This window comes from Modestobacter sp. VKM Ac-2977 (assembly GCF_026968045.1).
Classification (GTDB): domain Bacteria; phylum Actinomycetota; class Actinomycetes; order Mycobacteriales; family Geodermatophilaceae; genus Modestobacter.
Genome location: NZ_JAPVBQ010000002.1, coordinates 170,944 through 195,040 on the forward strand (window position 1 = coordinate 170,944; position 24,097 = coordinate 195,040).

19 protein-coding genes, 1 tRNA gene and 1 pseudogene are annotated in these 24,097 nt (G+C 71.9%); 3 read left to right on the forward strand and 18 right to left on the reverse strand.

Annotation, left to right across the window (positions count from 1 at the left end; genetic code table 11):
* Positions 1–11: 11 nt before the first annotated feature.
* Positions 12–1,334 (reverse strand): M20/M25/M40 family metallo-hydrolase, encoded by a 1,323-nt coding sequence (locus O2V63_RS08455; protein WP_269167097.1) that lies wholly within the window; start codon positions 1,332–1,334, stop codon positions 12–14.
* Positions 1,335–1,420: 86 nt separating this feature from the next.
* On the opposite strand from O2V63_RS08455, the gene O2V63_RS08460 reads away from it, so the two are divergent.
* Positions 1,421–1,505: transfer RNA gene (locus O2V63_RS08460), tRNA-Leu, on the forward strand.
* A 26-nt stretch (positions 1,506–1,531) separates the two neighbouring features.
* Here O2V63_RS08460 and O2V63_RS08465 read toward each other — a convergent pair.
* From O2V63_RS08465 to O2V63_RS08500, 9 genes and pseudogenes are all read right to left on the reverse strand, one after another.
* Positions 1,532–1,852: pseudogene (locus O2V63_RS08465) on the reverse strand (tyrosine-type recombinase/integrase); the annotation flags it as partial.
* A 174-nt stretch (positions 1,853–2,026) separates the two neighbouring features.
* Complete coding sequence (locus O2V63_RS08470) at positions 2,027–3,178, reverse strand: Gfo/Idh/MocA family protein (protein ID WP_269167098.1); 1,152 nt, start codon at positions 3,176–3,178, stop codon at positions 2,027–2,029.
* Between the two features lie 476 nt (positions 3,179–3,654).
* Entirely contained in the window at positions 3,655–4,626 is a 972-nt protein-coding gene (locus tag O2V63_RS08475; protein WP_269167099.1) for an aldo/keto reductase, read from the reverse strand.
* 293 nt (positions 4,627–4,919) lie between these two features.
* Complete coding sequence (locus O2V63_RS08480; RefSeq protein ID WP_269167100.1) at positions 4,920–5,522, reverse strand: TetR/AcrR family transcriptional regulator; 603 nt, start codon at positions 5,520–5,522, stop codon at positions 4,920–4,922.
* A 175-nt stretch (positions 5,523–5,697) separates the two neighbouring features.
* A complete protein-coding gene (locus O2V63_RS20800; RefSeq protein WP_442929007.1) occupies positions 5,698–5,979 on the reverse strand; it encodes an alpha-hydroxy-acid oxidizing protein in 282 nt (93 codons plus the stop codon).
* Positions 5,980–6,192: 213 nt separating this feature from the next.
* The gene (locus O2V63_RS08485; protein WP_269167101.1) at positions 6,193–6,915 is read right to left on the reverse strand and encodes an ABC transporter ATP-binding protein; all 723 of its coding nucleotides are present in this window, start codon (positions 6,913–6,915) and stop codon (positions 6,193–6,195) included.
* Complete coding sequence (locus O2V63_RS08490; RefSeq protein ID WP_269167102.1) at positions 6,912–8,729, reverse strand: branched-chain amino acid ABC transporter ATP-binding protein/permease; 1,818 nt, start codon at positions 8,727–8,729, stop codon at positions 6,912–6,914. Before O2V63_RS08490 ends, O2V63_RS08485 begins: the two co-directional genes overlap by 4 nt.
* On the reverse strand, positions 8,729–9,604 hold the full coding sequence (locus O2V63_RS08495) for a branched-chain amino acid ABC transporter permease (protein ID WP_269167103.1): 876 nt from the start codon (positions 9,602–9,604) through the stop codon (positions 8,729–8,731). Before O2V63_RS08495 ends, O2V63_RS08490 begins: the two co-directional genes overlap by 1 nt.
* Positions 9,605–9,740: 136 nt before the next feature.
* Positions 9,741–10,916 carry an ABC transporter substrate-binding protein gene (locus tag O2V63_RS08500; protein WP_269167104.1) on the reverse strand — a complete coding sequence of 392 codons (1,176 nt, stop codon included), beginning with the start codon at positions 10,914–10,916 and terminating at the stop codon, positions 9,741–9,743.
* 1,179 nt (positions 10,917–12,095) lie between these two features.
* Here O2V63_RS08500 and O2V63_RS08505 point away from each other — a divergent pair.
* Positions 12,096–12,782 carry an NADPH-dependent F420 reductase gene (locus tag O2V63_RS08505; RefSeq protein ID WP_269167105.1) on the forward strand — a complete coding sequence of 229 codons (687 nt, stop codon included), beginning with the start codon at positions 12,096–12,098 and terminating at the stop codon, positions 12,780–12,782.
* Between the two features lie 337 nt (positions 12,783–13,119).
* Here the strand turns inward: O2V63_RS08505 and O2V63_RS08510 are convergent, their stop codons facing one another.
* Genes O2V63_RS08510 through O2V63_RS08520 form a run of 3 tightly spaced genes read right to left on the reverse strand, consistent with a single transcriptional unit; the run spans position 13,120 to position 16,051 of the window.
* Entirely contained in the window at positions 13,120–13,767 is a 648-nt protein-coding gene (locus tag O2V63_RS08510; RefSeq protein ID WP_269167106.1) for a class I SAM-dependent methyltransferase, read from the reverse strand.
* 51 nt (positions 13,768–13,818) lie between these two features.
* Positions 13,819–14,667 carry a formyltetrahydrofolate deformylase gene (purU, locus tag O2V63_RS08515; protein WP_269167107.1) on the reverse strand — a complete coding sequence of 283 codons (849 nt, stop codon included), beginning with the start codon at positions 14,665–14,667 and terminating at the stop codon, positions 13,819–13,821.
* Positions 14,668–14,677: 10 nt separating this feature from the next.
* Positions 14,678–16,051 (reverse strand): L-serine ammonia-lyase, encoded by a 1,374-nt coding sequence (locus O2V63_RS08520; protein WP_269167108.1) that lies wholly within the window; start codon positions 16,049–16,051, stop codon positions 14,678–14,680.
* A gap of 135 nt (positions 16,052–16,186) precedes the next feature.
* Between O2V63_RS08520 and O2V63_RS08525 the strand changes: the two genes are divergently transcribed.
* Complete coding sequence (locus tag O2V63_RS08525; RefSeq protein WP_269167109.1) at positions 16,187–16,855, forward strand: GntR family transcriptional regulator; 669 nt, start codon at positions 16,187–16,189, stop codon at positions 16,853–16,855.
* 21 nt (positions 16,856–16,876) lie between these two features.
* Here the strand turns inward: O2V63_RS08525 and folP are convergent, their stop codons facing one another.
* The 5 genes from folP to O2V63_RS08550 form a co-directional block, all read right to left on the reverse strand.
* A complete protein-coding gene (folP, locus tag O2V63_RS08530) occupies positions 16,877–17,659 on the reverse strand; it encodes a dihydropteroate synthase (protein ID WP_269167110.1) in 783 nt (260 codons plus the stop codon).
* Between the two features lie 156 nt (positions 17,660–17,815).
* Positions 17,816–20,284, reverse strand: coding sequence for a GcvT family protein (locus O2V63_RS08535; RefSeq protein WP_269167111.1), 2,469 nt, complete (start codon positions 20,282–20,284; stop codon positions 17,816–17,818).
* Between the two features lie 52 nt (positions 20,285–20,336).
* Positions 20,337–20,921 carry a sarcosine oxidase subunit gamma gene (locus O2V63_RS08540; RefSeq protein ID WP_269167112.1) on the reverse strand — a complete coding sequence of 195 codons (585 nt, stop codon included), beginning with the start codon at positions 20,919–20,921 and terminating at the stop codon, positions 20,337–20,339.
* Positions 20,914–23,781 carry a 2Fe-2S iron-sulfur cluster-binding protein gene (locus tag O2V63_RS08545; RefSeq protein ID WP_269167113.1) on the reverse strand — a complete coding sequence of 956 codons (2,868 nt, stop codon included), beginning with the start codon at positions 23,779–23,781 and terminating at the stop codon, positions 20,914–20,916. Before O2V63_RS08545 ends, O2V63_RS08540 begins: the two co-directional genes overlap by 8 nt.
* Complete coding sequence (locus O2V63_RS08550; RefSeq protein WP_269167114.1) at positions 23,778–24,089, reverse strand: sarcosine oxidase subunit delta; 312 nt, start codon at positions 24,087–24,089, stop codon at positions 23,778–23,780. Before O2V63_RS08550 ends, O2V63_RS08545 begins: the two co-directional genes overlap by 4 nt.
* Between the last annotated feature and the right edge of the window lie 8 nt (positions 24,090–24,097).

Consider the following 24,097-nt stretch of genomic DNA (forward strand, 5'->3'; position numbering starts at 1 on the left):
CCGGCATCACATCACGCCTGCCGCAGGAACCGGTCGAGCACCCGGATGCCGAACTGCATGGAGTCGATGGAGATGCGCTCGTCGATGCCGTGGAACAACGAGGCGAAGTCGAGGTCGGCGGGGAGCTTGAGCGGCGAGAAGCCGAAGCAGCGCATGCCCAGGGTCTCGAAGCTCTTGGCGTCGGTGCCGCCGCTCATGGTGAACGGGACGGCGCGGGCGCCAGGGTCCTCGGCCTTCAGTGCCTGGACCATCAGGTCGACCGACGGACCGTCGAACGTCGTCTCCACAGCCTGGTCGTAGGTGATCCACTCGCGGCTGACGCCCTCGCCGAGGAGCTCGTCCAGCTGCTTCTCGAACTCCGCCTCCTGCCCGTACAGGAAGCGGCCGTCGACGGTGGCGCTGGCGGTGCCGGGGATGACGTTGGTCTTGTAGCCGGCGTCGAGCATCGTCGGGTTGGCCGTGTTGCGCAGCGCCGCACCGATCATCCGGCTGATGCTGCCGAGCCGGGCGAGCGCCTCGTCCGGGTCGTTGGGGTCGATCTCGACCCCGTACGCGTCGCTGACCGCGTCCAGGAACTCCCGCATCGGCGGGGTGAGCACGGTGGGCAGCCGGGTGGAGCCGATCCGGGCGATCGCCTCGGCCAGCCGGGTGACGGCGTTGTCCTCGTGCACGAAGGAGCCGTGGCCGGGCCGTCCCTGGGCGGTCAGCTTCATCCAGGCCAGGCCCTTCTCGGCGGTCTGGACCAGGTAGAGGCGGAGGTCGTCGCGGACGGTGATGCTGAAGCCGCCGACCTCACTGATCGCCTCGGTGCAGCCCTCGAAGAGGTCGGCGTGGTGGTCGACCATGAAGTGCGCGCCCTTGCGGCCGCCGGCCTCCTCGTCGGCAACGAAGGCCAGTACGATGTCGCGGTCGGGCTTCACCCCGGTGCGGGCCCAGTCGCGCACCAGCGCCAGGGTCATCGCGTCCATGTCCTTCATGTCGACGGCGCCGCGTCCCCACACGTAGCCGTCGCGCTGCTCGCCGCTGAACGGGTGGACGCTCCACTCGGCCGGGTCGGCCGGGACGACGTCCAGGTGGCCGTGCACCAGCAGCGCCGGGCGGTCGCGGTTCGTGCCCTCGATCCGGGCGACCAGGTTCGCCCGCCCCGGCTCGGACTCGTGGATGACGCTGCTGATCCCCACCTCGTCGAGCTTGGCGGCGACCCATTCGGCGGCCTTCCGCTCCCCCGCGCTGGTGGCGGAGTCACCGGTGTTCGTGGTGTCGATGCGGATGAGGTCGGAGAGCAGGTCCGCGACCTCGGACTGGGCACCGGCCAGGGGCGTGGGCTGCGACATGCGGTCGATGGTGCCACCGGCCCCTGTCCCGCACCGGGAAGGGCCTCGGCTATGCTCGTCGAGGCGCTCCGCGGAGCGCTCACCTTGTCCGGGTGGCGGAATGGCAGACGCGCTAGCTTGAGGTGCTAGTGCCCTTTATCGGGCGTGGGGGTTCAAGTCCCCCCTCGGACACAACATCGCCCCGGTGTTCCTGCAGGTCAGGAGCCCGGGGCGACGTCGCGTTGGGGGCCTGGACCGGCCCGTGATAGCCGCGTGATACTTCGCGCGGCGAGTTGACCCCTCAGCAGCACGGCGAACCGGTCGGCCGCCTGGCGACCCATGCCGGGATGCACGTGCTGGTAGACGGTGAGCGTGATGGTCGCGTTGGCGTGCCCGAGGCGCTCGGAAACCACCTTCACCGGCTCGCCGGCGGCCAGCAGCAGGGTGGCGTGGGTGTGTCGTAGGTCGTGCAGCCGGATCCTCGGCAGCTGGTCCTCCCCCAGCGCCCGGCGTGCGTGCACGACCTGCTCAACGAACCGGCGCGAATACCGCTCGGGATGGCGGTGCGTGCCTCGAGGTTGCCCAGCACGAGTGCGGTGGTCACGATTCCATCCACGGGGTGCGGCGGGGCCGCCCGGTGCTCTGACCGTGCGGGTTGGTCAGGCAACGGGCTTGTGCGGGCTTGTCCGGGCCCGCCCGAGTGGGTGTCCGTGTCAGCGCTGGACACGTCGGCCGCTGGCGGCGGAGCGTGTGATTGCGTCCAGGAGCTGGTGTCGAACGACGGCGTCGCCGAAGTCGGGGACGACAGCGGGGCCACCGAGGAACTGGTCCCGGATTCCGGCGTACACGTGCGCCAGGGTGTGGATCGGCGACCGGGCTAGCCGGGGGTAATGGTCGTAGCCGTCGGGGAGGGGCATCTCGGTTGGGCGACCATGGCCTCGTGCGCCCCGCACGGTGATCGGTGTGAGGTGCGGGTGGTTCGGTGCGGTGCCCTCGAGGGTGCCGTCCGAGCCGTCGACGGTCATCGAGAACCCGGCTCCTGAGGCGATCCCGCCTCGCTGATGAGCGGAGAGGACTGCGCCGCCGGGCAAGGTACCGGAGATCGCGATCTGGTCCTCGGCCGTCATCGGAATGTGCCGTCCACTGGGGAGGAGCGGAACGCGCGGGTGCCGGATGGCTGTCGTCGCCACCACATCTTGGAGCTCTCCGACGACCATCGACACGGAGTCGATGGCATGGCCGAAGGCGATGGCCATCATCGTGGCGCCGAGCTGTCGATCAAGTGTGTAGAGCATGCGTTCTGAGACTGGTGTGCCCCACTCGGTGGCCGCCGTAGTGACCGTCACGGAGAGCACCTCGCCGACGAACCCGTTCGACACGAGGTCGGCCAGCCAGCGGAAGGTGGGCGAGGAGCGTCCCTGCAGACCCACGAAGGTGGGGAGTCCTTGGGCTGCGGCGGCCATCTCCTCTGCTTCCTGGAGGGTGACGGCGAAGGGCCACTCGCAGAACACCGGCTTGCCCGCATCAAGGGCGGGCAGCACGAGATCGCGGTGTTGCGGGGTCTTCACCGCCACCACGACCAAGTCGATGTCATCGGCTTCCGCGAGCGCTCCAGCCGATGCGTACGCGGGCACCCCGTGCACTCCGCTCGCCGCACGAGCCGACGTAGGCGAGCTCCCCACCAAGCCACGCAGCTCGAATCCACCGACCGTCGACAGCGCCGGCAGGTGCCCCCCGGCGCCCCAGCCCCCTGTCGCGCTCAGCCCTACGACGCCCACGCCGATCAGCGGCCGCCGAGTCGCGTCGTTGGGCACGGACAGGTCGTGGAGCCTGCTGGCTCGTTTGAACGCGTCCCCGGTCGTCATGACTTGCTCCTTCTCGATCGCGGAATGAAATGCCGAGGTAGCGCTCGAGACGTCGGCGTCGCGACGGGAGCACCCGAGGATCGAACTGGGTGATGAAGCTGATGGCCCCGAGTACTTGCAGGTCGCAGCCGGGGGGCCAACCGGGCGACTTCACGCCATGCGCGAGCGGCACATGGCCGTGGGTTCACGCCGGGCTGGACGGCGGCCGGGGCCGTGGTCGCGAGCGTGCGGGATCGTCCACCGTCGATCGGCGGACCGGCACCCCTAGGCCAGTGCGTGCGTGATCTGACCAGCCAACCGCTCGGACCCTCCGGCGCTGCGCCTACTGGCATCAGGTCGGGACTGTTGCGCTGCTCGGGCCAGATCGCCTCAGCCCCTTTGGGTCACAGGAGCTTCTGTCATGGGGTGGGCCGGCTCAGTCACCTGTCGTGGAGGCCTCGATACCGACTGGGCCGGCCCTGCTGCCCATGGTTCCGTCAGTGGTCGATGGCGGCCATGTCGTCCTCGTCGTAGCGGTCACCCGACGCAGGAGTGAGTGCATCGAGGCGAGCGACCTGGTCCGCGCTGAGTTCGACACCGGCGGCGGCTGCGTTCTCCTCGACCCGGGTCATCCGGGCGGTGCCGGGGATGGGACTGATGTCCTCGCCCTGGGCGAGCAGCCACGCGAGAGCCACCTGGGCGGGCGTCGCCCCGACCTCAGTGGCGACGGCCGACACCTCGTCGACGATCTGCAGGTTCTGCTCGAGGTTCCCGCCGGCGAAGCGGGGATTGGTGCGGCGCCAGTCGTCGGCGTCCAGACCGTCGAGGGACCGGATCGTCCCGGTGAGGAATCCGCGCCCCAGCGGGGAGTAGGGCACCAGCCCGATTCCCAGCTCGCGCAGCACCGGCAGGACGTCAGTCTCGACGTCGCGGGTCCACAGCGAGTACTCGCTCTGCACTGCGGTCACCGGATGGACAGCGTGAGCCCGGCGGATCGTCGACGGGCCGGCCTCGGACAGGCCGATGTGGCGCACCTTCCCTGCGGTGACCAGGTCCGCCAGTGCGCCCACCGTCTCCTCGATGGGCGTGTCCGGATCGACCCGGTGCTGGTAGTACAGATCGATGTGGTCGGTGCCCAGACGCTTCAGGGAACCGTCGACGGCGATACGGATGCTGGCGGGCGTGCTGTCTGCACCGGAGCGACCGGCGTGGGAGACGAGCCCGAACTTGGTGGCCACCACGACGTTGTCGCGGCGCCCCGCGATGGCGCGGCCGACGAGCTCCTCGTTGAGGAACGGGCCGTAGACCTCCGCGGTGTCGATGTGTGTGACCCCGAGGTCCAGGGCGTGGCGGATCGTGCGGATCGATTCAGCGTCCCCTCGCCCGGCGGCGCCGTAGGCGATGGACATCCCCATGGCCCCGAGGCCGATACGGGAGACCTCAAGGCCTCCGAGCGATGTGGTCTTCATGTCTTGGTCCTCTTCCTGCGCGAGTGACTGGCGGGTCGCCTCTACCGATGCCGGAGAGGGAGTGAGTGGAGCGGTCAGTGACGGATGAGGCGCCTCGCGGCGTTGCGATCGGCCATCCATGACGTGAACCTCGACCCATGAGGTTGTATTCCGGTCGGTATATAATTTGGGCGGCGAGACACCCGGGTGCAATCACCTCGTGGGGTTCAACGCCGGCCGGCCACCTCGACGGCGACGTCATGCACAACGCCGTCGTCGAGCTGGCGCCTCTCAGCCGGGTGAGCCGACCGTCCTCAAGGCCGCCAGTTCTGCAGCGCGACGTCGGCGATCAGCTGGAGGTCCTGGCGGCTGACGCCACTGGCGGCCTGGACGGCGATGCCGAAACCCACCGCCATGACGTAACGCGCCAGGCTCTGCGGGTCGGCATCCGACGGGAGGTCCCCCTCCTTGACAGCTCGCCGAAAGCGCTCCGCCAAGCGGTCGCCGGCATCGTTGCGCCAGCCGGCGAGCACGTCGTGCGCGGCCTGGCCTCCACTGCTCGACGCAAGTGCGCCCTGGACACCCAGACATCCGGCCGGTCCCTCCGGAGGGGTTGTAGCCCGAACCGCTCCATCGAAGAACGCCGCCACGACCTGCCGCGCCGTCGGCTCCTCCAACGCCCGCAGACCATAGGAAGCCGGTCCCTCCGTGTAGCGGTCCAAGGCTCGACGGAAGAGCTGCTCCTTGCTGCCGAACGCCGCGTAGAAGCTCGGCTTGGAGATGCCCATGGCGCCGGTCAGGTCGGCGAGACTGGCTCCTTCATAGCCCCGCTCCCAGAACAACCGAACTGCAACATCGAGCGCCTCATCGACGTCGAACTCCCTGGGGCGACCGACGGCACGTGGGGAATCACCCATATCCTAAATCGTACGCCCCGGTACAGAAAGCGGCTGGCGGGATGCACCTCTCCCGTGTGACCGGCCCGGGCGCCGCGAGCAGCCGGCCCACTCCCCCGTCACAGGACGCACCAGCGACCTCATCGCCCCAGCACAGCGGGAATCCATGGCCGATGCAGCCTCGAGCTCGTTGCTGTCAGCTCAGGATCAGGCGCCGCCCGAGCACGTCCGTGCTGGTGGACACGGTGCCGACGTCTCGGAGGACACGTGGTCGGAAGGTGACCCGGTCGAACGCCTCGACGGACGCCCGGAGCGAGCGCTCGCTCTCGGCAGCGCCATCGACGTAGTCGAAGACCATCCGGGGCGCGCGCCGGCGGCGAGCTCGCGCAGATCGCCGATGTCGGCGGCCTGCGCGAGCCTCGTGGTGGTCGTCGGCAGGGTGGGGACGGGCGGGAGCATCGGGCGCAGCTCGCGCCACCGGGGGCGACGGCGCGGGCCGACTGTGCTGGTCATCAGAGGTCCTCGTGGTCCGGGCGGGGTGGGGACGGCGGTCGAGCGGGGGCAGCCTGCGTTCCTCGGATCATCGGACGTCCTCGGCCGACCCGACGGCAGGCCCTCGCCGACCGTGCCAGCGCGCGACCGGCGTCGCACCACAGCGGCTGCACGTGCTGGGACGACGGGCCGCCCGCCGTCAACTGCCGCTCTCGACCCCCAGGTACGCCTGCACGACGCGCTCGTCGGCGAGCAGCTCACCGGCCGGGCCGGAGTGCACGACCTCCCCGCTCTGCAGCACGTACCCGTGGTCGGCGGCGCGCAGCGCCCGGCGGGCGTTCTGTTCCACGAGCACGACCGTGGTCCCCGAGGCACGGATCTCCTCGATGACACGGAACACCTCGGCGACGATCTTGGGCGCCAGCCCCATCGACGGCTCGTCCATGAGCATCACCTTCGGCCCGGCGATCAGGGCGCGGGCGATGGCCAGCATCTGCTGTTCGCCACCGGACAGGGCACCGGCCGGCAGCGACCGCCGGTCGGCCAGCACCGGGAACCGGTCGTACATGGCGTCGACGGAGCGCGCGCCGTCGGTCCCCGAGTGCCAGCCGCCCATCTGGAGGTTCTCCTCGACGGTGAGCGTGGCGAGGATCTGACGCCCCTCCGGCACCTGCACCAGCCCGCGGCCCACCAGTTTGTGGGCCGGCGTCCGGGTGATGTCCTGGCCCTCGAAGGTGATCCGCCCGCCGGCCGGCCGCAGCATGCCGGAGACGGCGTTGATGACCGAGGACTTGCCCGCCCCGTTCGCCCCGACCAGCGTCACCAGCGAGCCCTGCTGCGCCCGGAACGAGACGTCCCGGACCGCCTCCACCCGCCCGTAGGTCACCCGCAGGGCCTCCACGGTGAGGATGGGGTCGCTCATGTCGCCTCTCTCGGGCCGGTGTCCGGTGTGTCCAGGGTGCCGGCGTCACCGGGCCGCAGGTTCATGACCGCATCCGGTGGCGCATCCTCGGCCGGGGTCGCGTCCGCGCGGGTTCCCTCGGCGAGCAGGCCGCCGTCCACGTCGTCGTCCGCCGAGCCCAGATAGGCCTCGATGACCGCGGGGTCGGCAGCGATCGCCTCCGGCGCACCGCTGGCGATGACCTCGCCGAAGTTGAGGACGACGACCCGGCTGCAGGTCTGCAGGACCATGCCGACGTTGTGCTCGATGAACAGGATGGTCAGCCCGTCCTGCGCCAGGGACCTGATCAGCTGCGACAGCTCCGCCGCCTCGACGTGGTTCATCCCGGCGGCGGGCTCGTCCAGGATCAGCAGGGACGGGTCGGAGGCCAGCGCGCGGGCGATCTCGAGCCTGCGCTGGTCGCCGTAGGACAGGGCTTCGGCGCGGGTGGCGGCGAGCGAGGTCAGCCCGACCCGCGCCAGGCAGCGGGCCGCCTGCCGCAGCGCCGCCCGCTCGTCCCGGCGCGCCGACGGCAGCCAGAGCAGTCGCCGCAGGAAGGTCGGCCGGCTGACGAGGTGGGCACCGACCAGCACGTTCTCCAGCGCCGACAGCCGGTTGAACAGCTTCGAGTGCTGGAACGTGCGGCTCACCCCCGCCGCCGCGATGCGGTGCACCGGCGTGCTGCCGATCGCCGTCCCGAGCACCGTCGCGCTGCCCGTGCTGGGCGGGACCAGGCCGCTGATCATGTTGACCAGCGTGGTCTTGCCGGCCCCGTTGGGGCCGATCAGGCCGACCACCTCGCCGGCCCGGATCTCCAGGTCCACGCCACGGACGGCGTGCACCCCGCCGTACTCCTTGCCCAGCCCGGCGAGGGTGACCACCGGTTCGCCGGCCGCCGGGTGACGACGACCGGCCAGGCCGGCGGCGTCGTCGTCGTCGGCAGCCCCGGACGGCATGCGCGTCCGGCGCGGGATGAGGCTCGCCAGACCACCGGGCAGGAACAGGATGACGACCAGCAGCAGCAGGCCGGCGAGGAACGGCCGGATCCAGCCGGCCTCCACCCCGACCGCCCGCTGGACCTCCGGGACGATCGTCTGGAACCCGCTGCCCAGCAGCGGCCCCAGGAACATCGTGGAACCACCGACCACCGCGGTGACCAGACCTTCGACGGCCGCGATGAAGTCGAAGTCGTTGGGGGCGATGAGCCGGACGTAGTAGGCGTAGAGGACGCCGTACAGCCCGGCGACCGCCCCTGCCGTGACGAAGGCGGCGAGCCGGTGGCGGCCCACGTCGATGCCCATGGAGCGGGCGGCCAGCTCGTCCTCGCGGATGGCCTCCAGGGCGCGGCCGTACCGGGAACGGCCCATCCGCCAGAACCAGTAGGCCACCAGCGCGAGCGCGGTCCACGCCATGCCGACGGTGAGGACCCGGGGCACCCCGAGGCCCTGGGCGCCACCGGTCCACTCCTGGTTGAGCAGCACCACCCGCACCGCCTCGGCGAACCCGAGGGTGGCGATGGCCAGGAAGACCCCGCGCAGGTGCATGGTCGGCAGACCGAGGACGACGGCGGCGAGCGCGCCGACCGACATGCCGATCACCACGGCGATCAGCAGCGCAGGGATCTCGCCGACGTCGGCCCCGCTGGGTGCCAGGTAGGCCCCGGAGAACGCCGCCAGCGAGGCGAAGCCGGCCTGGCCGAGGCTGAGCTGCCCGGCGATCAGGACGGCGTAGAAGGAGTAGGCGAAGATCGCGCCCAGCGCGATGAAGGTCAGGGTGGTGGCGTACTGGTCCAGCATCAGACCTCCCGGACCTTCCGCGCGCCGAGCAGCCCCTGCGGGCGCAGCAGCAGGATCACGAACAGCAGGCCGAAGGCGATGACGTCCCTCCAGGACGAGCCGATGTACTGGACGGCGAACACCTCGGCCAGGCCCAGCAGCAGCCCGCCGATGAGCGCGCCGGGCAGCGAGCCCATGCCGCCGACGATGATCACGGCCAGGCCCTTGAGCTCGATCGCCGAACCCATGCCCAGCTGGGCGGTGTTCACGTTGATGGCGAACAGCACGCCGGCGACCGCGCCGAGCGCCGAGGAGATCGCGAAGGTGACCGCGGTGACCCGGTCGACGTCCACGCCGAGCACCCGCGCCGCCGTCGGGTTCTCTGCGACCGCGCGCATCCCGCGGCCCAGCCGCGTCCGGGTGACCATGTACGTGAGGCCCACCATGAGGGCGAGGGAGATCGCGAGGATCACCACCTGCACGAGGGTCACCTGGGCCCCCGCGAACTCGAACCGGGTGTCGGGGAAGGAGCCCGGCGGGAAGCGGCGGGTGTCCGGACCGTAGCGCCACTGCAGCAGCGCGACCAGCATGCCGGCGAGCGCGATGGAGGAGATCAGCCCGGCGAAGTGGGCGTCGGCCCGGCCCTTGAGCGGCCGGAACGCCACACGCTCGATGACCAGGCCCAACAGGGCGCCGAAGACGAACACGATCGGCAGGGCGGCCCAGAGGGACAGCCCACCCCGCTCGACCAGCTCGATGCCGACGAAGGCGGAAGCGGCGAAGACCGCGGGGTGCGCCAGGTTCAGCCGGTCGAGGATGCCGAAGACCAGCGTGAAGCCGATGGCGAACAACGCGTAGATCGAGCCGATGAAGATGCCGTTGAGGAGCTGCTGCACAGCGTTGCCTGTTCTCGTCGTGGGTGCCCGGGCACGGTAGCCGACACGCGCGCCCGGGGCCCCGGTCCGAGGACCGGGGCCCCGGCGGGGTCGCAACGCGGCGCCGCCGGTCAGCCGACCGGCGCCGCGTGCCGGGTCAGTCGAGAACGGCGAACTCGCCGTTCTGGACGACCTGCACGACGGCCGGGTGGTCGGCGTCCCGGTTCTCGTCGATGGAGAACTCACCGAGGACGGTGGGCAGGTTCTCGATCTGCCCCAGCGCCTCCTGGATGTCGTCCCGCTCCGCGGAGCAGTTGGCGCGCACGGCCTGGTCGACCAGCTTGAGCCCGGTGTAGGCCTGGGCGGCGAACTGGTCGGGCTGCGCGCCGTACTCGGCCTCGTAGGCCTCGAGGAACGCCTGGTTCTCGGGATTGTCGGACGACGAGTTCCAGGCGGCGCCGACGATGACGCCCTCGGCCGCCTCGCCGGCATCGGCCATCAGCTGCGGGTTGTTGAACCCGTTGCCGCCGATGATCGGCACATCGATCCCGAGCTCACGGGCCTGGGTCACCAGCGGCACCGCGGCCTCGATCAGCCCCGAGACGACCAGCGCATCCGGGTCGCTCTCCTGGGCCTGGGTCAGCAGGGCGCGGAAATCGGTGTCCGACTTGGAGAAGGTGATCGTCTCGCTGACGTTCACGCCCTCGTCCTCGAGCGCGGCGGTGAACGCCTCGTACCCGGACTCGGTGAACGCGTCGTCGTTGCTGTACATGACGACGACGTCCTCCAGCCCGAACTGTTCGGTCGCCTGGGCGATCGTCTGAGGTATCACCGCTTGCTCGGTGAGGGAGTCGCGGAAGATGTAGTCACCGATCTCGGTGACGCCCGCGGCGGTGTTGGAGATGCCCAACACCGGGACGCCGGCGTCCTGGGCGATCGGGTCGGCCTGGACGGCGGCGTTGGACAGCGTCGGCCCGATGATGAGACTCGCGTCGTCGGAGACGAACTGGTCGAACAGGGTGATGGCCTGCCGGGGGTCGGTCTGGTCGTCCTCGATCGTGAGGTCGTAGGTGACGCCGTCCTGCTCGGCGAGCTCCGCGGCGGCCAGCTCGAGGCCGCGCTGCTGGGACTCGCCGTAGCTGGCCGCTGCGCCGGTGAGGCTGAGCACCGCGCCGATGGGCACCTCGCCCTCGATGGTGCACGATTCGCCGCTGCCCTCGCCGGTCAGCCCCCCGGAGGCGGCGGAGTCCCCACCGCCGTCGCCGGAGGAGCAGGAGGCGAGGACGACGACCGCGGCGCCGGCCGCGGCAACGGTGTGGAGCTTGGTGCGCATGTCTCTCCCTTGTCGAGCACGACGACCACGTCGGCCCCGACGAGGCGACCGCACGTCCCCCGGGGCGGCCGGGCGTGCCCGGACGTCGTGGGCCGACCGAGGCGGTCGGCCGGTTACGCGAGTCACAGTAGGCACTCGCTGCCCGCCCCTCGGCAGTGGCGGGCGAAGCGTGTGCAGAACGTGACCGAGCAGGACCGTGAGACGTGGGCGCATCGCCGACCACTGGTCCGCCCGCAGAGGTCAGTACCGCGTCGCCTGGTCCATCCACGACGACGACGTGCTCGTACGGGTCTTGCGCATCTCGCACCGGCTGACGGTCCCGCCTGGCGAGCACCGGATGTCAACCGACGTCGTCAAGGCGTGTGCGGAAGCACCGTGTCGCCCCGCGGAGACCGAGTTGAACCTCCACGGTCTCAGGCCGGTGGGGGTTCCTCCGTTCCTGCCATCGGCGCGTTCACCCGATGCCTGGAGGACCACGTCGGCCGACTGGCCGACCTTGCTCTTCCGCCGCCCGCTCGTCGCCGCCTCCTGCGCAACGGCAGGTGGACCGGGGGCAGGCGTCGCCAGCCGGCCCAGCACCTCAACGGGTGTCGGGCGTCGGCCCATGGGACGGTGCGACGAAGGCGCAACTGCCGACGTGATCCTGTCGCTCCTGGCAGACGCGGCCGGTGTGCAGGTCCGTCATGCCGCAGTGGCCGGCAGCCGCGGCCGACTCGTCGATGCTCGCGTTGTGCAGGTCCAGGCGCTCGGCGTCGGACGGTCGCGGTGCTGAGCTGGTCATGAGGTCCTCGAATCAAGTCAGGAAGAGGCGGTCGGGACCGACGAAGGCGCGACTCGGGTTCGAGCGGAGCACCGGACTCCCACGAGTCTCCCCCCTGGCGGGGCCCGGCGACAGGGCCTTCGGTCCCTGTCCGCGACCGGGAACTCTCCTGGCGGGGCTGCGGCGGCTGCCCCCGGGCGGCTCCGGACCGATCGGGATGAGGTGTCGGACCGCAGGCGCGTGACACCGTCCGAGACCGCCACGGCCGCGGGCAGCACCACCCCGCCCAGCGCGCGCGGCGGCTCGTGTGCTCCTGGCGGGCCGGGGGGGGTGGTCCCCGGGTCGGCTGGAACATCGGAGGCGTCGAGCGGTTGAGACGAGATGAACGCTCAACTCCAATCCGGCAGGAGGGTCCACCCATGACCACGGAGGCGATCCGCACGCTGGGCATCCTCGGCGCCGGCAAGGTGGGCACCGTGCTGGCCCGGCTTGCGGTCGGGGCCGGGTACGACGTCCTTCTCGCCGGCTCGGGCGCTCCGGCGAAGATCGCCTTGACTGTCGAGGTACTCGTGCCGGGAGCAACCGCCACCACGGCGGCTGGAGCCGCGCTCGAGGCCGATGTCGTCGTCCTGGCCCTGCCGCTGGGCAAGCACCGCTCACTGCCGGTCGATGCCCTGGACGGGAAGCTGGTCATCGACGCGATGAACTACTGGTGGGAGGTCGACGGGATCCGCGACGAACTCACCGATCCGCGCACCTCCACCAGCGAGGTCGTGCAGGCGTTCCTGCCGAGGGCCCGGGTGGTGAAGGCGTTCAACCACATGGGTTACCACGATCTCGAGGGCGGAGCCCTCCCCGCCGGCGCTCCCGGCCGGAAGGCGATCGCCATTGCCGGGGACGAGGCGACCGACCTCGATGTGGTCGGCGGGATCGTCTCCGACCTGGGCTTCGACCCGGTCGTCGCCGGCCCTCTCGCGCACGGCGTGCGCCTCGAACCGGGTACCGAGCCCTTCGGTGCCGACGTCGACGCCGAGGAGCTGCGCGCGATGATCGACCGCTTCGCCACCTCCAACCGCGGCCGGGAGGTCATCGCCGCCCGACGGTGACGGCCTTCGTCGAGCAGGGCGGAGAGCCCGACGGCGGGTCCCGGTGCCGGTCTGCCCCTGCGCGCAGAGATGTCGACAGGCTGCCGGAACGCCACCGACGGCACGTCAGTGGACTCGTCGTCAAACGCACCCGACGACGAGTTCATCGACGAGGCCCTCATCGAGGCGCGACCAGGAGCAGGGCGTCACTCGAGTGAGGCGGATCGGCAGTCCGCGAGGACACGCATCTGGGAGTAGAGGTCCGTCGACACGGTGCCGAGGTCCGTCGGTCCCGTGATGGTCTGGAGGCTGGAGAAGGCCACCTCCGTGGTGCCAGCGAGGGGATCGGGACAGCCGGCTACCTCCGCCGCGCGGTGCCGACGACGTGCGGCGCCATGGGCAGCGGGATCCGCGTGTCCGGCATGCGACGACGCTCCAGGCGCTCCACGGCGAAGCCGGCGGCGGTGATCGCCGCAACGGTGTCGCGTCCGACGTGGCATCCGCCGCTCAGCAACGGCCAGACGGTGCGGTCGAGGGCGTCCTGCACGATCGTCAGCGGCGGCCGCTCGGCCCGGACGTGCTCCCAGAAGACCACGCGCCCGCCGGGGCGCAACACGCGGTGCAGCTCGCGCAGCGCGCCCAGCTGGTCGGCCACGCTGCACAGGACCAGCGTGACGACGGCCGTGTCGAACTCGCGGTCGCCGGCGGGCAAGGCCTCCGCGACGCCGTCCACCACGCTCACCGGCACGGGTGCCCGTTCGGCGGCCTGCTCGGCGAGTCGGCGCAGGTGCGGCTCCGGCTCGACGGCGACCACCTGACTGACTGCGCGCGGGTAGTGCGCGAAGTTGGTGCCCGATCCCGCCCCGACCTCGAGCACCCGGCCGGCAATGTCGGCGAGCAGTCTCCCCCGGACCTCGGCCAGTCCGAACCGCTCCCCCGCCGCGGCCAGCCGGCCGAAGGCACGGGCGAAGACGGGGTGGTGGACAGGCGCGGGAGGGGCCGGCACAGCCCCAGGATCGGTCACACGCCTGTGGACGTCAGGCCGTCGCCGCCGGGTTCAGCGGAAGACGACCGTGCTGTGACCGTTGAGCAGCACCCGCCGCTCGCTGTGCCAGCGCACGGCCCGGGAGAGCGCGAGCGCCTCGGCGTCCTGGCCCACGGTGGCCAGTGCGCGGGGGTCGTGGGTGTGGTCGATCCGGATGACCTCCTGCTCGATGATGGGGCCCTCGTCCAGCTCGGGGGTCACGTAGTGGGCGGTCGCCCCCACCAGCTTGACGCCGCGGTCGAACGCCTGGTGGTAGGGCTTGGCGCCCTTGAAGCCCGGCAGGAACGAGTGGTGGATGTTGATCGCCCGTCCGTACAGCGCCGCGCACGTCTCGTCGGAGAGGACCTGCATGTACCGGGCCAGCACCACCAGGTCGACGCGGTGCTCGTCGACCAGTTCGAGCAGGCGGGCCTCGGACTCGCCCTTGGTGGCCGGGGTCACGGGCACGTGCACGAAGGGCAGGCCGGCGGCCTCCGCCATCGGCCGCAGGTCCTCGTGGTTGGAGACCACCGCGACCAGCTCTCCGCCCAGGTTGCCCGCCCGCCACCGGAAGACCAGGTCGTTCAGGCAGTGCCCGAGCTTGGAGACCATCACCAGGATCCGCTCCGGCTGATCGCCGGCGACCCGGTACGACATCCCGAACTCGTCGGCCACCGCGCCGAATGCCTGGGACAGGTCTTCGGCGTCGGTGCCCTCGGCACCGACGAACGCCGTACGCAGGAACAGCTGCCCGCGGAGTGGGTCGTCGAACTGCTGGTGCTCGACGATGTCGCAGCCGTGCTCGAACAGGAACGAGCTGACGGCGTGCACGATGCCCGGGCGCTCGGCGCAACTGAGCGTGAGGGTGAAGGGGTGGGACACGGGTGCCTCCTCAGCACTCGACGATGTTGAGCGCCAGCCCGCCACGGGCGGTCTCCTTGTATTTGTCCTTCATGTCCGCGCCGGTCTCGCGCATGGTCTTGATCGCCTTGTCCAGCGAGACGTGGTGCCGGCCGTCGCCCCGGACGGCCATGCGGGCCGCGGTGATGGCCTTGATCGAGCCGACGGCGTTGCGCTCGATGCACGGGATCTGCACGAGCCCGCCGACGGGGTCGCAGGTGAGGCCGAGGTTGTGCTCGATGCCGATCTCCGCGGCGTTCTCCACCTGTTCCGGCGTCCCCCCGATGAGCTCGGCGAGGCCCGCGGCGGCCATGGAGCAGGCGGAGCCGACCTCCCCCTGACAACCCACCTCCGCACCCGAGATGGACGCGTTCTCCTTGAACAGCAGCCCGATCGCCGCGGCGGTGAGCAGGAAGCGCACCACCCCGTCCTCGGAGTAGGAGTCGACGAAGTCGCGGTAGTAGTGCAGGACGGCGGGCACGATGCCGGCGGCGCCGTTGGTGGGAGCGGTGACCACCTGTCCGCCGGCCGCGTTCTCCTCGTTGACCGAGAGGGCGTAGAGGGTCACCCACTCCATCGCCCGGAGCGGGTCGGACTCGTCCGGGTGCTCCTCCAGCTGGGTGCGGAGTGCGGCGGCGCGCCGGCGGACCTTGAGCCCCCCGGGCAGGACGCCGGAGGCCCGGGTACCGCGGTCCACGCACTCCTGCATCACCGACCAGATGTGCAGCAGCCCGGCGCGGACCTCCGCCTCGGTGCGCCAGGCCAGCTCGTTGGCCAGCATCACGTCGCTGATCCGCAGGCCCGCCTCCCGCGTCCGGGCCAGCAGCTCGTCACCGGTGTGGAACGGGTACCGCACCGGTGTCGGGTCCTCGACGATGGCCGGGTTGCCCGCGTCGTCCTCGTCCAGGACGAACCCGCCGCCGACCGAGTAGTACTCCCGTCGGCTGATCTCCTCGCCGTGTGCGTCCAGCGCCCGGAAGAGCATGCCGTTGCTGTGGAAGTCCAGGCGCTTGCGCCGGTGGAGCACGACGTCGTCGTCGATGGAGAAGGAGATGAGGTGCTCGCCCGCCAGCCGGAGCGTGCCCTCGGTGCGCACGGCATCGACCCGGGGTTGGGCCGCCACCGGGTCGACGAGGTCGGGTTGCTCGCCCTCGAGACCCAGGACGACCGCCTTGACGCTGCCGTGCCCGTGCCCGGTGGCCCCGAGCGACCCGAAGAGCTCGCAGCGCACACCGGCGACACGTGGGAGCAGTGCCTCGTCGTGCAGCCGGGACGCGAAGGAGCAGGCCGCACGCATGGGCCCGACGGTGTGCGAGCTGGAGGGGCCGATCCCCACCTTGAACAGGTCGAAGGCGCTGATGGTCATGCGGGCTCCTCGCAGCACCGGCGGCCGGAGCGGGACGTCGCGATCAACCGGCTGATATACCAGTTGTAGGATCAGCGTATGTCTTTCACCACATGGAGGCAAGCCTCGGTGATCGTCACCCCCTACGATCGGGGCGTGACCGCCGTACCGCTGGACCTGGACCCATCCGCCGTCACGTCCCTGGCGGACAAGGCCTACGTGGCGATCAGGGACCGGCTGATCATGCTGTCCATCAGCCCCGGCGATCCCATCGACGACGACGGACTCGCCCAGGATCTCGGCGTGGGCCGGACCCCGGTCCGCGAGGCGCTGAAGCGGCTGGAGGTCGACCGCCTGGTCGTGTCGTACCCACGACGCGGCACGTTCGCGACCGGCATGGACATCTCCGACCTCGCCCACATCTCCGACATCCGCGCTCAGCTGGAACCGCTGGCTGCCCGCCGCGCCGCGGACCGGGCCTCCCGCACCGGGCCGGGTGAGCTCGACCAGCTGGCCAAGAGCATCGAGCACCTCGACGTGGCCCAACTCGACCGGACGGAGCTGATGCGCTGGGACCTGGCCGTGCACCGGGCCATCTACCGGGCCGCCGGCAACCCGCACCTCGAGGACGTGCTCATCCGCTACGACAACCTGGCGACGCGCATCTTCTGCCTGTTCCTGGACCGCCTGCCGAGGGTCGACGAGCACGTCGGCGAACACGTCGACCTGCTCCGGGCGATCGCGGCCGGTGAAGCCGACCGGGCCGACGACCTCGCCCGGGAGCACGTGCTCGGCTTCGAGCGGGCCATCCGCGCGGTGATCTGACCGACGGGGACCGCTGCCCGGTCACACCGTCTCGACAGCCGCCAGGACGGTGAGGACGTCTCGCGTGGCCGCCACGTCGTGCACGCGCAGCACCGCAGCACCCCGCTGGGCGGCGAGGACGGCCGCGGCCAGGGAGGCGGGCAGCCGCTCCCCCACGGCCCGACCGGTGAGCTGCCCGAGCATGGACTTGCGGGACAGCCCGACCATGATCGGCACCCCCAGGCTGCTGAGCCTGCCGAGGGACGCCAGGAGCGCGAGGTTGTGCGACACGTCCTTCCCGAACCCGAAGCCCGGATCGACCACCAGGTGCTCCGGGCGGACGCCGGCCTCGAGGCAGGCCCGCAGTCGCTCGGCGAGGAAGGCACGCACCTCGGGCACGACTGCCTCGTAGCGGGGCTCGCGCTGCATGGTGTCCGGCGAGCCCTGCATGTGCATCAGGCACACCGGCACCCCCGACTCCGCGGCGGCCTGCAGAGCGCCCGGTGACCGTAGTGCCCGTACGTCGTTGATCATGCTCGCGCCGGCGGCGACGGCCTCCCGCATCACCTCGGGCCGCGAGGTGTCCACCGACAGCGGGACCGGGACCCGCCGCACCAGTGCCTCGACCACCGGGACGACGCGGTCCAGCTCCTCGGCGAGGGTCGGCGGGCGGGAACCGGGCCGCGTGGACTCCCCGCCGACGTCGATGAGGTCCGCCCCCTCGTCGGCGAGCGTGCACCCGTGCTCCACGGCTGCGGCGACGGTGGGACACCGCCCCACGTCGGAGAAGGAGTCGGGAGTGACGTTGAGGATGCCGCAGACCAACGGCCGCCTCGCCGCGAGAGCCCGACCGAGGAGGTGCGGCGAGCCGGAACCGCCCGCGGGCAGACCGGGCACAGCGTGCGCCAGGGCCATGACGTCGTCCGATCTGGTCTGTCCCGGGCATGCCGTCCGGTGGCATGCCCGGGAGTGGGTCCCGGCTCAGCCGCGGATCCGGGTCATCTCCGGGTCCACCAGCGGTTCGGCGGCGACCGTCGCCTGGATGCGAGCGCCGAAGTACTCGATCTCGACGGCCGTGCCCACGGTCGCCGAGGCCGGGAGCCAGGCGTAGGCGATCGGCCGGCCGACGGTGTGCCCGAAGGCCGCGCTGGTCACGTAGCCGGCCGGGCGGCCGTCGACGAACACCGGCTCGTGGCCGAGGACGACGCTGCGTCCGTCGTCGATGGTCAGGCAGGACAGCCGGCGGCTCACCGTGTCCGCGCTGAGCCCCTCGACGGCCTGGCGGCCCACGAAGTCGGTCTTCTTCTGCATGCGCACGGCGAAGCCGAGACCGGCCTCGTACGGGTCGTGCTCCGTGGTCATGTCGTGGCCCCAGGCGCGGTAGCCCTTCTCCAGCCGGAGGCTGCTGAACGCGGCCCGTCCGGCGGCGACCACGCCCAGGTCCTGGCCGGCCCGCCACAGCACGTCCCACAACCGCTGACCGTTCTCGGCGCTGGCGTAGATCTCCCAGCCGAGCTCGCCGACGTAGGACAGCCGCATCGCGGTGACCGGCACTCCCCCGATCCGGGCCGGCTTGGCCCGGAAGTACTTCAGCCCGTCGTTGGTGAAGTCGTCGGCGCTGACCCGCTGGACCAGGTCGCGGGCCCGCGGCCCCCACAGGCCGATGCAGCAGGTGCCGCCGGTGATGTCCCGGATCTGGACCGTGCCGTCGTCGGGTGCCTCGCGGAGCAGGTGGTCGTGGTCGAGGGGGCCGTTGGCCCCGATCTGGAACCGCTGCTCCCCCAGCCGGGCGACGGTGAGGTCGCTCCGGACGCCGCCGGCCTCGTCCAGGGCGAGGGTGTAGGTGACCGCGCCGACCGACTTGTCCATCTCGCCCGTCGTCAGCCGCTGCAGCAGGCCGAGGGCGCCGGGACCGCTGACCTCGAGCCGCTTGAGCGGCGTCATGTCGTACATCGCCACGGCCGTGCGCGTGCGCCAGGCCTCGGCCGCCGCGATGGGCGAGTGGAACTGCGCGCTCCACGGGTCACGCGTCGGCGGGGTCCACTCCGGCGGCAGCTCCGCCACCAGCGCCGCATTGGCCTCGTACCAGTGCGGCCGTTCCCAGCCGGCCCCCTCGAGGAAGACGGCGCCGAGCTCGCGCTGCCGGGCGTGGAAGGGACTGACCCGCAGGTCGCGCGGGGACAGCCGTGGCTGCAGCGGGTGCAGCACGTCGTAGATCTCCACGAAGTTCTGCTGCGACGTCTCGCTCACGTACTCCGGCGCGAGCTGGACCTCCTCGAAACGGTGGACGTCGCACCCGTGCAGGTCGACCTCCGACCGCCCGTCGACGAGCAGCTGGGCCACCGCCCTGGCCACCCCCGCCGAGTGGGTGACCCAGACCGCCTCCGCGATCCAGAAGCCCCGGACGTCACGGGACTCGCCGACCAGCGGGCCGCCGTCCGGGGTGAAGGAGAAGACGCCGTTGAAACCGGAGTCGATCTTCGACGAGCGGAGGGTGGGCAGGAGGAGCTGGCTCTCCTCCCAGACCGGGGCGAAGTCCTCCTCGGTGAAGGGAAGCATCGAGGGCATCGACGACTCGCGCACACCGTCCCCCTGCGGCAGCTCGTCCAGGTCGACCGGCATCGGCCGGTGGGCGTAGGAGCCGATGCCGAGGCAGTCGCCGCGCTCGCGGAAGTAGAGGTCCTGGTCCTGGTGGCGCAGGATCGGCAGGCTCGCCTCGCTGAGCTCGTCGTTGCGGCCGACCAGGTCCGGCACCTGCCCCGTCCAGGCGAACTGGTGGGCGAGCGGCAGCAGCGGCACGTCCATCCCCACCATGGCACCGAGCTCCACGCCCCAGAAGCCGGCGCAGGACACCACGATGTCGGCCGGGATGACGCCGTCCGGGGTCCGGACGCCGGTCACCCGGCCGCCGGACTGCTCGACACCGGTCACGCGGGTCGAGCCCTGGAAGCGGGCTCCCCGGGCCTCGGCGCGACGGGCCAGTGCGACGACCGCCCGGGACGCCTTCGCCAGGCCGTCGCTGGGGATGTGCAGGCCGCCGAGGATCCGGTCGCGGTCGACCAGCGGGTGCAGCCGCACGCACTCGTCCACGTCGACCACCTGCGCCTCGACGCCCCAGGAGGTGGCCCAGCCCTGCTTGCGGTGCAGGTCGGCCAACCGCTCCGGCGTGGTCGCCACCTCGAGCCCGCCGACCTGGTTGAAGCACCAGGCGCCGTCGACGTCGATGCCCGAGAACTTCTCCACGGTGTAGCTGGCCAGCGCCGTCATCGTCTTCGACGCGTTGGTCTGGAAGACCAGCCCGGGCGCGTGCGAGGTGGAGCCCCCGGTCAGCGGGAGGGGTCCTTGATCGACCACGGTGACGCGGTCCCAGCCACGGGCGGTCAGCTCGTCGGCCAGGTTGGCGCCGACGATCCCCGCTCCGATGATGACCACACGTGGGGTGGTGGACATTGCTCTCGCTCCTGACGTGCCGGTGGATCCGGGGCCGGACGACGGGGGTCGTTCAGCTGTCGTGGGTGGGGGTGAACTCGAGGGCCGCGTCCAGCAGCCAGTCGGCGAGGTAGCCGGCGAAGGACGAGCGGACCAGGACGACGAAGTCGTCACCGGCGCCGGAGAGGGCCAGCAGCACGACGCCGGCCTGACCCAGCAACGTCTGCGCGCTGCTCCCCCGGCCGAAGACCCGCGGGTGCAGGTCGATCGAGCAGCCCTTGGCGAGCACGTCGCGCAACCGCGCGCCGGTCAGCCGGAGGCCGATCCGCTGGGCGGAGACGTCGGTCGCCGACCCGCCCAGCGGGAGGACGGCGGCACGGATCCGGCCCTCGAGCTCCTCCGGGGTCTCCGTGGTGCTGCTCAGCAGCCACTCGTCCGGACCGAGCCAGACCGCCCGCCCCGTGCCGTGCTGCGCCCAGGTGTTGGGCATCGTCGGCAGGTCGGCGCCCAGCGCCTCCGACGCCGCGGCGCCGACCGCGCCGAGCCGGACGACGGCCATCGCCACGAACGGTTCGACGGTGATCCCGACGGTGTCGGGCAGCCGCTCCAGGGCGGTGCTCCACGCCTCGAGCGGGTGGGTGCCCAGCAGCTCAGCCATCGCGACGGGCTCCTTCGGGGTCGACCAGCACCGAGCCGGTGACCTCGGCCGGGACGAGGGTGCCGTTGACGGGGACGTGGACGGTGTCGCCGATGCGCGACCGGCCGCCCTTGACCAGGGCGAGCGCGAAGGGACGCGCCAGCTCGGCGCTGCGGTAGCTGGAGGTGACGTGGCCGAGCATGGGCACCGGCGGCGGTGGCAGCTGGCCGTCGGGGTGGAGTTCCACGATCTGCGAGCCCTCCGGCAGCACCGTCCGCCGGTCGACGGGCAGGAGCCCGACCAGCTGCTTGCGCAGCGGGTCCTGGTTGGCCTGGCGGGCGAAGGAGCGCTTGCCGACGAAGTCGGGCTTCTTCTTCGACACCGCCCAGGCCATGCCCAGGTCGTGCGGGGTGACGGTGCCGTCGGTGTCCTGCCCGATGATCGGGTACCCCTTCTCCGCCCGCAGGACGTGCATGGTCTCGGTGCCGTACGGCGTGATCCCGTACGGGCGGCCGGCCTCGAGCAGCCGTTCCCACACCGCGACCCCGTACCAGGGGTTGACGTAGACCTCGAAGGCGAGCTCGCCGGAGAAGCTGATCCGGGCCAGCCGGACCGGCACCCCGTCGAGGGCGGTGTCCCGCCAGGTCATGAACGGGAACGCCTCGTTGGCGACGTCCACCTGCGGGAAGAGGGCGCCGATGACGTCGCGGGAGCGGGGGCCGACGACGGGGAACGTGTTCCACTGCTCGGTGACCGAGGTGCAGTGCACCCGCAGGTCCGGCCACTCCGTCTGGGCCCACTCCTCCATCCAGTCGAGGACCTTCGCCGCACCGCCGGTGGTGGTGAGCAGCAGGAAGCGGTCCTCCGCCAGGCGCAGCACGGTGCCGTCGTCGATCACCATGCCGTCGACGCCGCACATGACGCCGTAGCGGACGGAGCCGACCTTCAGGCTGCTCATCATGTTCGTGTACAGCCGGTCGAGCAGGACGGCGGCGTCGGGACCCTGCACGTCGATCTTGCCCAGCGTCGAGCCGTCGAGGATGCCGACGCCGGTGCGGGCGGCGGCGCACTCGCGGAGGACCGCCGTCTCCATGTCCTCGCCGGGGCGCGGGTAGTGGCGGGGACGCTTCCACTGACCGACGTCCTCGAAGACCGCGCCGGCCGCCACGTGCCAGTCGTGCAGCGACGTGACCCGCTCGGGGTCGAAGAGCCGACCGCGGTCGCGGCCGGCGAGGGCAGCGAAGGCCACCGGGGTGTAGGGCGGCCGGAACGTGGTGGTCCCGGTGGCCTGCACCGGGACCCCGAGCAGCTCGGCGGTGATCCCCGAGGCCAGGACGCCGGAGGTCTTGCCCTGGTCGTGCGCGGTCCCGATCGTCGTGTAGCGCTTGATGTGCTCGATGGAGCGCAGTCCGGCCCCGACCGCGCGGGCGATGTCGGCCACCGTCGCGTCGCGCTGCAGGTCGACGAACGAGGTGTTCCCGTCGGCGCCGGAGGTGTCCGGCACCCGCCACAGCACCAGGGGCGCCGCCGGGACGACCGGCTCTGGCGCCGTGGGCAGCCGGTCCTCCCCCGGCGGCGCGACCGCCAGCGCGGTCAGGGCCGCGCGGGCCACGCGCTGCCCGTCGGCCAGGCACCCGGCCAGGTCGAGCACACCGGCCGCCGCGCCGGTGACCGACAGGCGGTCGAGCTCCTCCGCGGGGAGGAACGCCCCGAGGGCCTCGTCGTAGCGGAGCCGGCCGCGGGCCTGGCTGAACAGGTGCACCGCCGGGTTCCAGCCACCGCTGACCAGCAGCAGGTCGCAGGCGATCGCGCTGCCGGCGCCGACCTGCCCGTCCACGAACGGGGCGACGAGGGCGTGCGTGACCCGCTCGACGCCCTGCGTCGCCGTCACGACGGCCCCGGACAGGACCCGGATCCCGGCACGCTCGCACTCCTCCCGGCGCGGCGAGCCCGCCGGCCGGGCGTCGACCACTGCCTCGACGGCCACGCCCGCGCGGTGCAGGTCCAGGGCGGCGTCGTAGGCGCTGTCGTTCGTGGTGAACACGACGGCCTGGCGGCCGGGCAGCACGCCGTAGCGGTGCAGGAACGTGCGCGCGGCGCCGGCGAGCATCGTGCCCGGGCGGTCGTTGTCCGCGAACACGACCGGTCGCTCGTGGGCTCCGGTCGCGACGACGACGGAGCGGGCCCGGAGCCGCCACACCCGCTGGCGGGAGACGTGCCTGGGCGCCGCCGTCCCGAGGTGGTCGGTGCGCCGCTCCAGGGCCAGGACGAAGCCGTCGTCGTAGCTGCCGAAGGCGGTGGTGCGCTGCAGGTGCAGGACCTCCGGGTGGCCGGCGAGCTCGGCGACCGCCGCGGCGACCCACTCCAGCGCCGGGGCGTCGTCGAGGCGGTCGGTGCCACCCAGCAGCGACCCGCCCGCCTCGGACTGCTCGTCGACCAGGGCGACGCGGGCACCGGAACGGGCGGCGGTGAGCGCGGCGGTCAGCCCCGCCGGCCCGGCACCCACCACGAGCACGTCGACGTGATGGTGGACGGCGTCGTACCGGGCGGAGTCGGAGATCTCGGCGAGGCGGCCCTGCCCCGGCAGGCCGTGGGCGACCAGCCCGTCGTGGAGTTCCACCGTGGTGGCCAGCAGCATGGGCTCGGGGAACGGCTCCTCGATCTGCACCAGGCCACCGGGGTCCTCGGCCCAGGCCGCGGCGATGCCGCGGGGGCGGCCCAGCTTGACGCTCGTGGCGACCTGGTGCCGGCCGGAGGCGAGCAGGGCCGAGGCGAGCGTGTCACCGGGATGGCCGGTGTGGGTCTGCCCGTCGAAGGTGAACTCGAGGGTCGTGCCGCGGTCGATGCGACCACCCTCGGCGGTGCGGAAGGGGCTGGTCATGAGGCTGTGCTCCTGCGTGCCCTCGCGGGCTCGGTCGCGTGCGGCTCGGGGTCGTCGAGGCGCTGGACGCGCTCGAAGCGGTAGGTGGTGGTGTCGCGCACCGCGTTGAACCAGCGACGGCAGCCGGCGCTGTGGCACCAGCGCTCGGCGAAGCGGCCCTTGGTGTTGTCGCGGAAGAAGACGTAGTGCGCCCACTCCTCGTCGGAGACCTCGGCGGGGGCGTCCGGGTACGGGACGTGGGCCTGGCCGCCGTAGTGGAACTCGACCTCCTCGCGGGGGCCGCACCACGGGCATTCGATGAGCTGCACGGGGACTC

Coding starts and splice junctions, on each gene's coding strand:
- O2V63_RS08455 (WP_269167097.1), bottom strand. CDS start 1,334: ATGTCGCAGCCCACGCCCCTGGCCGGTGCCCAGTCCGAGGTCGCGGAC.
- O2V63_RS08470 (WP_269167098.1), bottom strand. CDS start 3,178: ATGACGACCGGGGACGCGTTCAAACGAGCCAGCAGGCTCCACGACCTG.
- O2V63_RS08475 (WP_269167099.1), bottom strand. CDS start 4,626: ATGAAGACCACATCGCTCGGAGGCCTTGAGGTCTCCCGTATCGGCCTC.
- O2V63_RS08480 (WP_269167100.1), bottom strand. CDS start 5,522: ATGGGTGATTCCCCACGTGCCGTCGGTCGCCCCAGGGAGTTCGACGTC.
- O2V63_RS08485 (WP_269167101.1), bottom strand. CDS start 6,915: ATGAGCGACCCCATCCTCACCGTGGAGGCCCTGCGGGTGACCTACGGG.
- O2V63_RS08490 (WP_269167102.1), bottom strand. CDS start 8,729: ATGCTGGACCAGTACGCCACCACCCTGACCTTCATCGCGCTGGGCGCG.
- O2V63_RS08500 (WP_269167104.1), bottom strand. CDS start 10,916: ATGCGCACCAAGCTCCACACCGTTGCCGCGGCCGGCGCCGCGGTCGTC.
- O2V63_RS08505 (WP_269167105.1), top strand. CDS start 12,096: ATGACCACGGAGGCGATCCGCACGCTGGGCATCCTCGGCGCCGGCAAG.
- O2V63_RS08520 (WP_269167108.1), bottom strand. CDS start 16,051: ATGACCATCAGCGCCTTCGACCTGTTCAAGGTGGGGATCGGCCCCTCC.
- O2V63_RS08535 (WP_269167111.1), bottom strand. CDS start 20,284: ATGTCCACCACCCCACGTGTGGTCATCATCGGAGCGGGGATCGTCGGC.
- O2V63_RS08540 (WP_269167112.1), bottom strand. CDS start 20,921: ATGGCTGAGCTGCTGGGCACCCACCCGCTCGAGGCGTGGAGCACCGCC.
- O2V63_RS08545 (WP_269167113.1), bottom strand. CDS start 23,781: ATGACCAGCCCCTTCCGCACCGCCGAGGGTGGTCGCATCGACCGCGGC.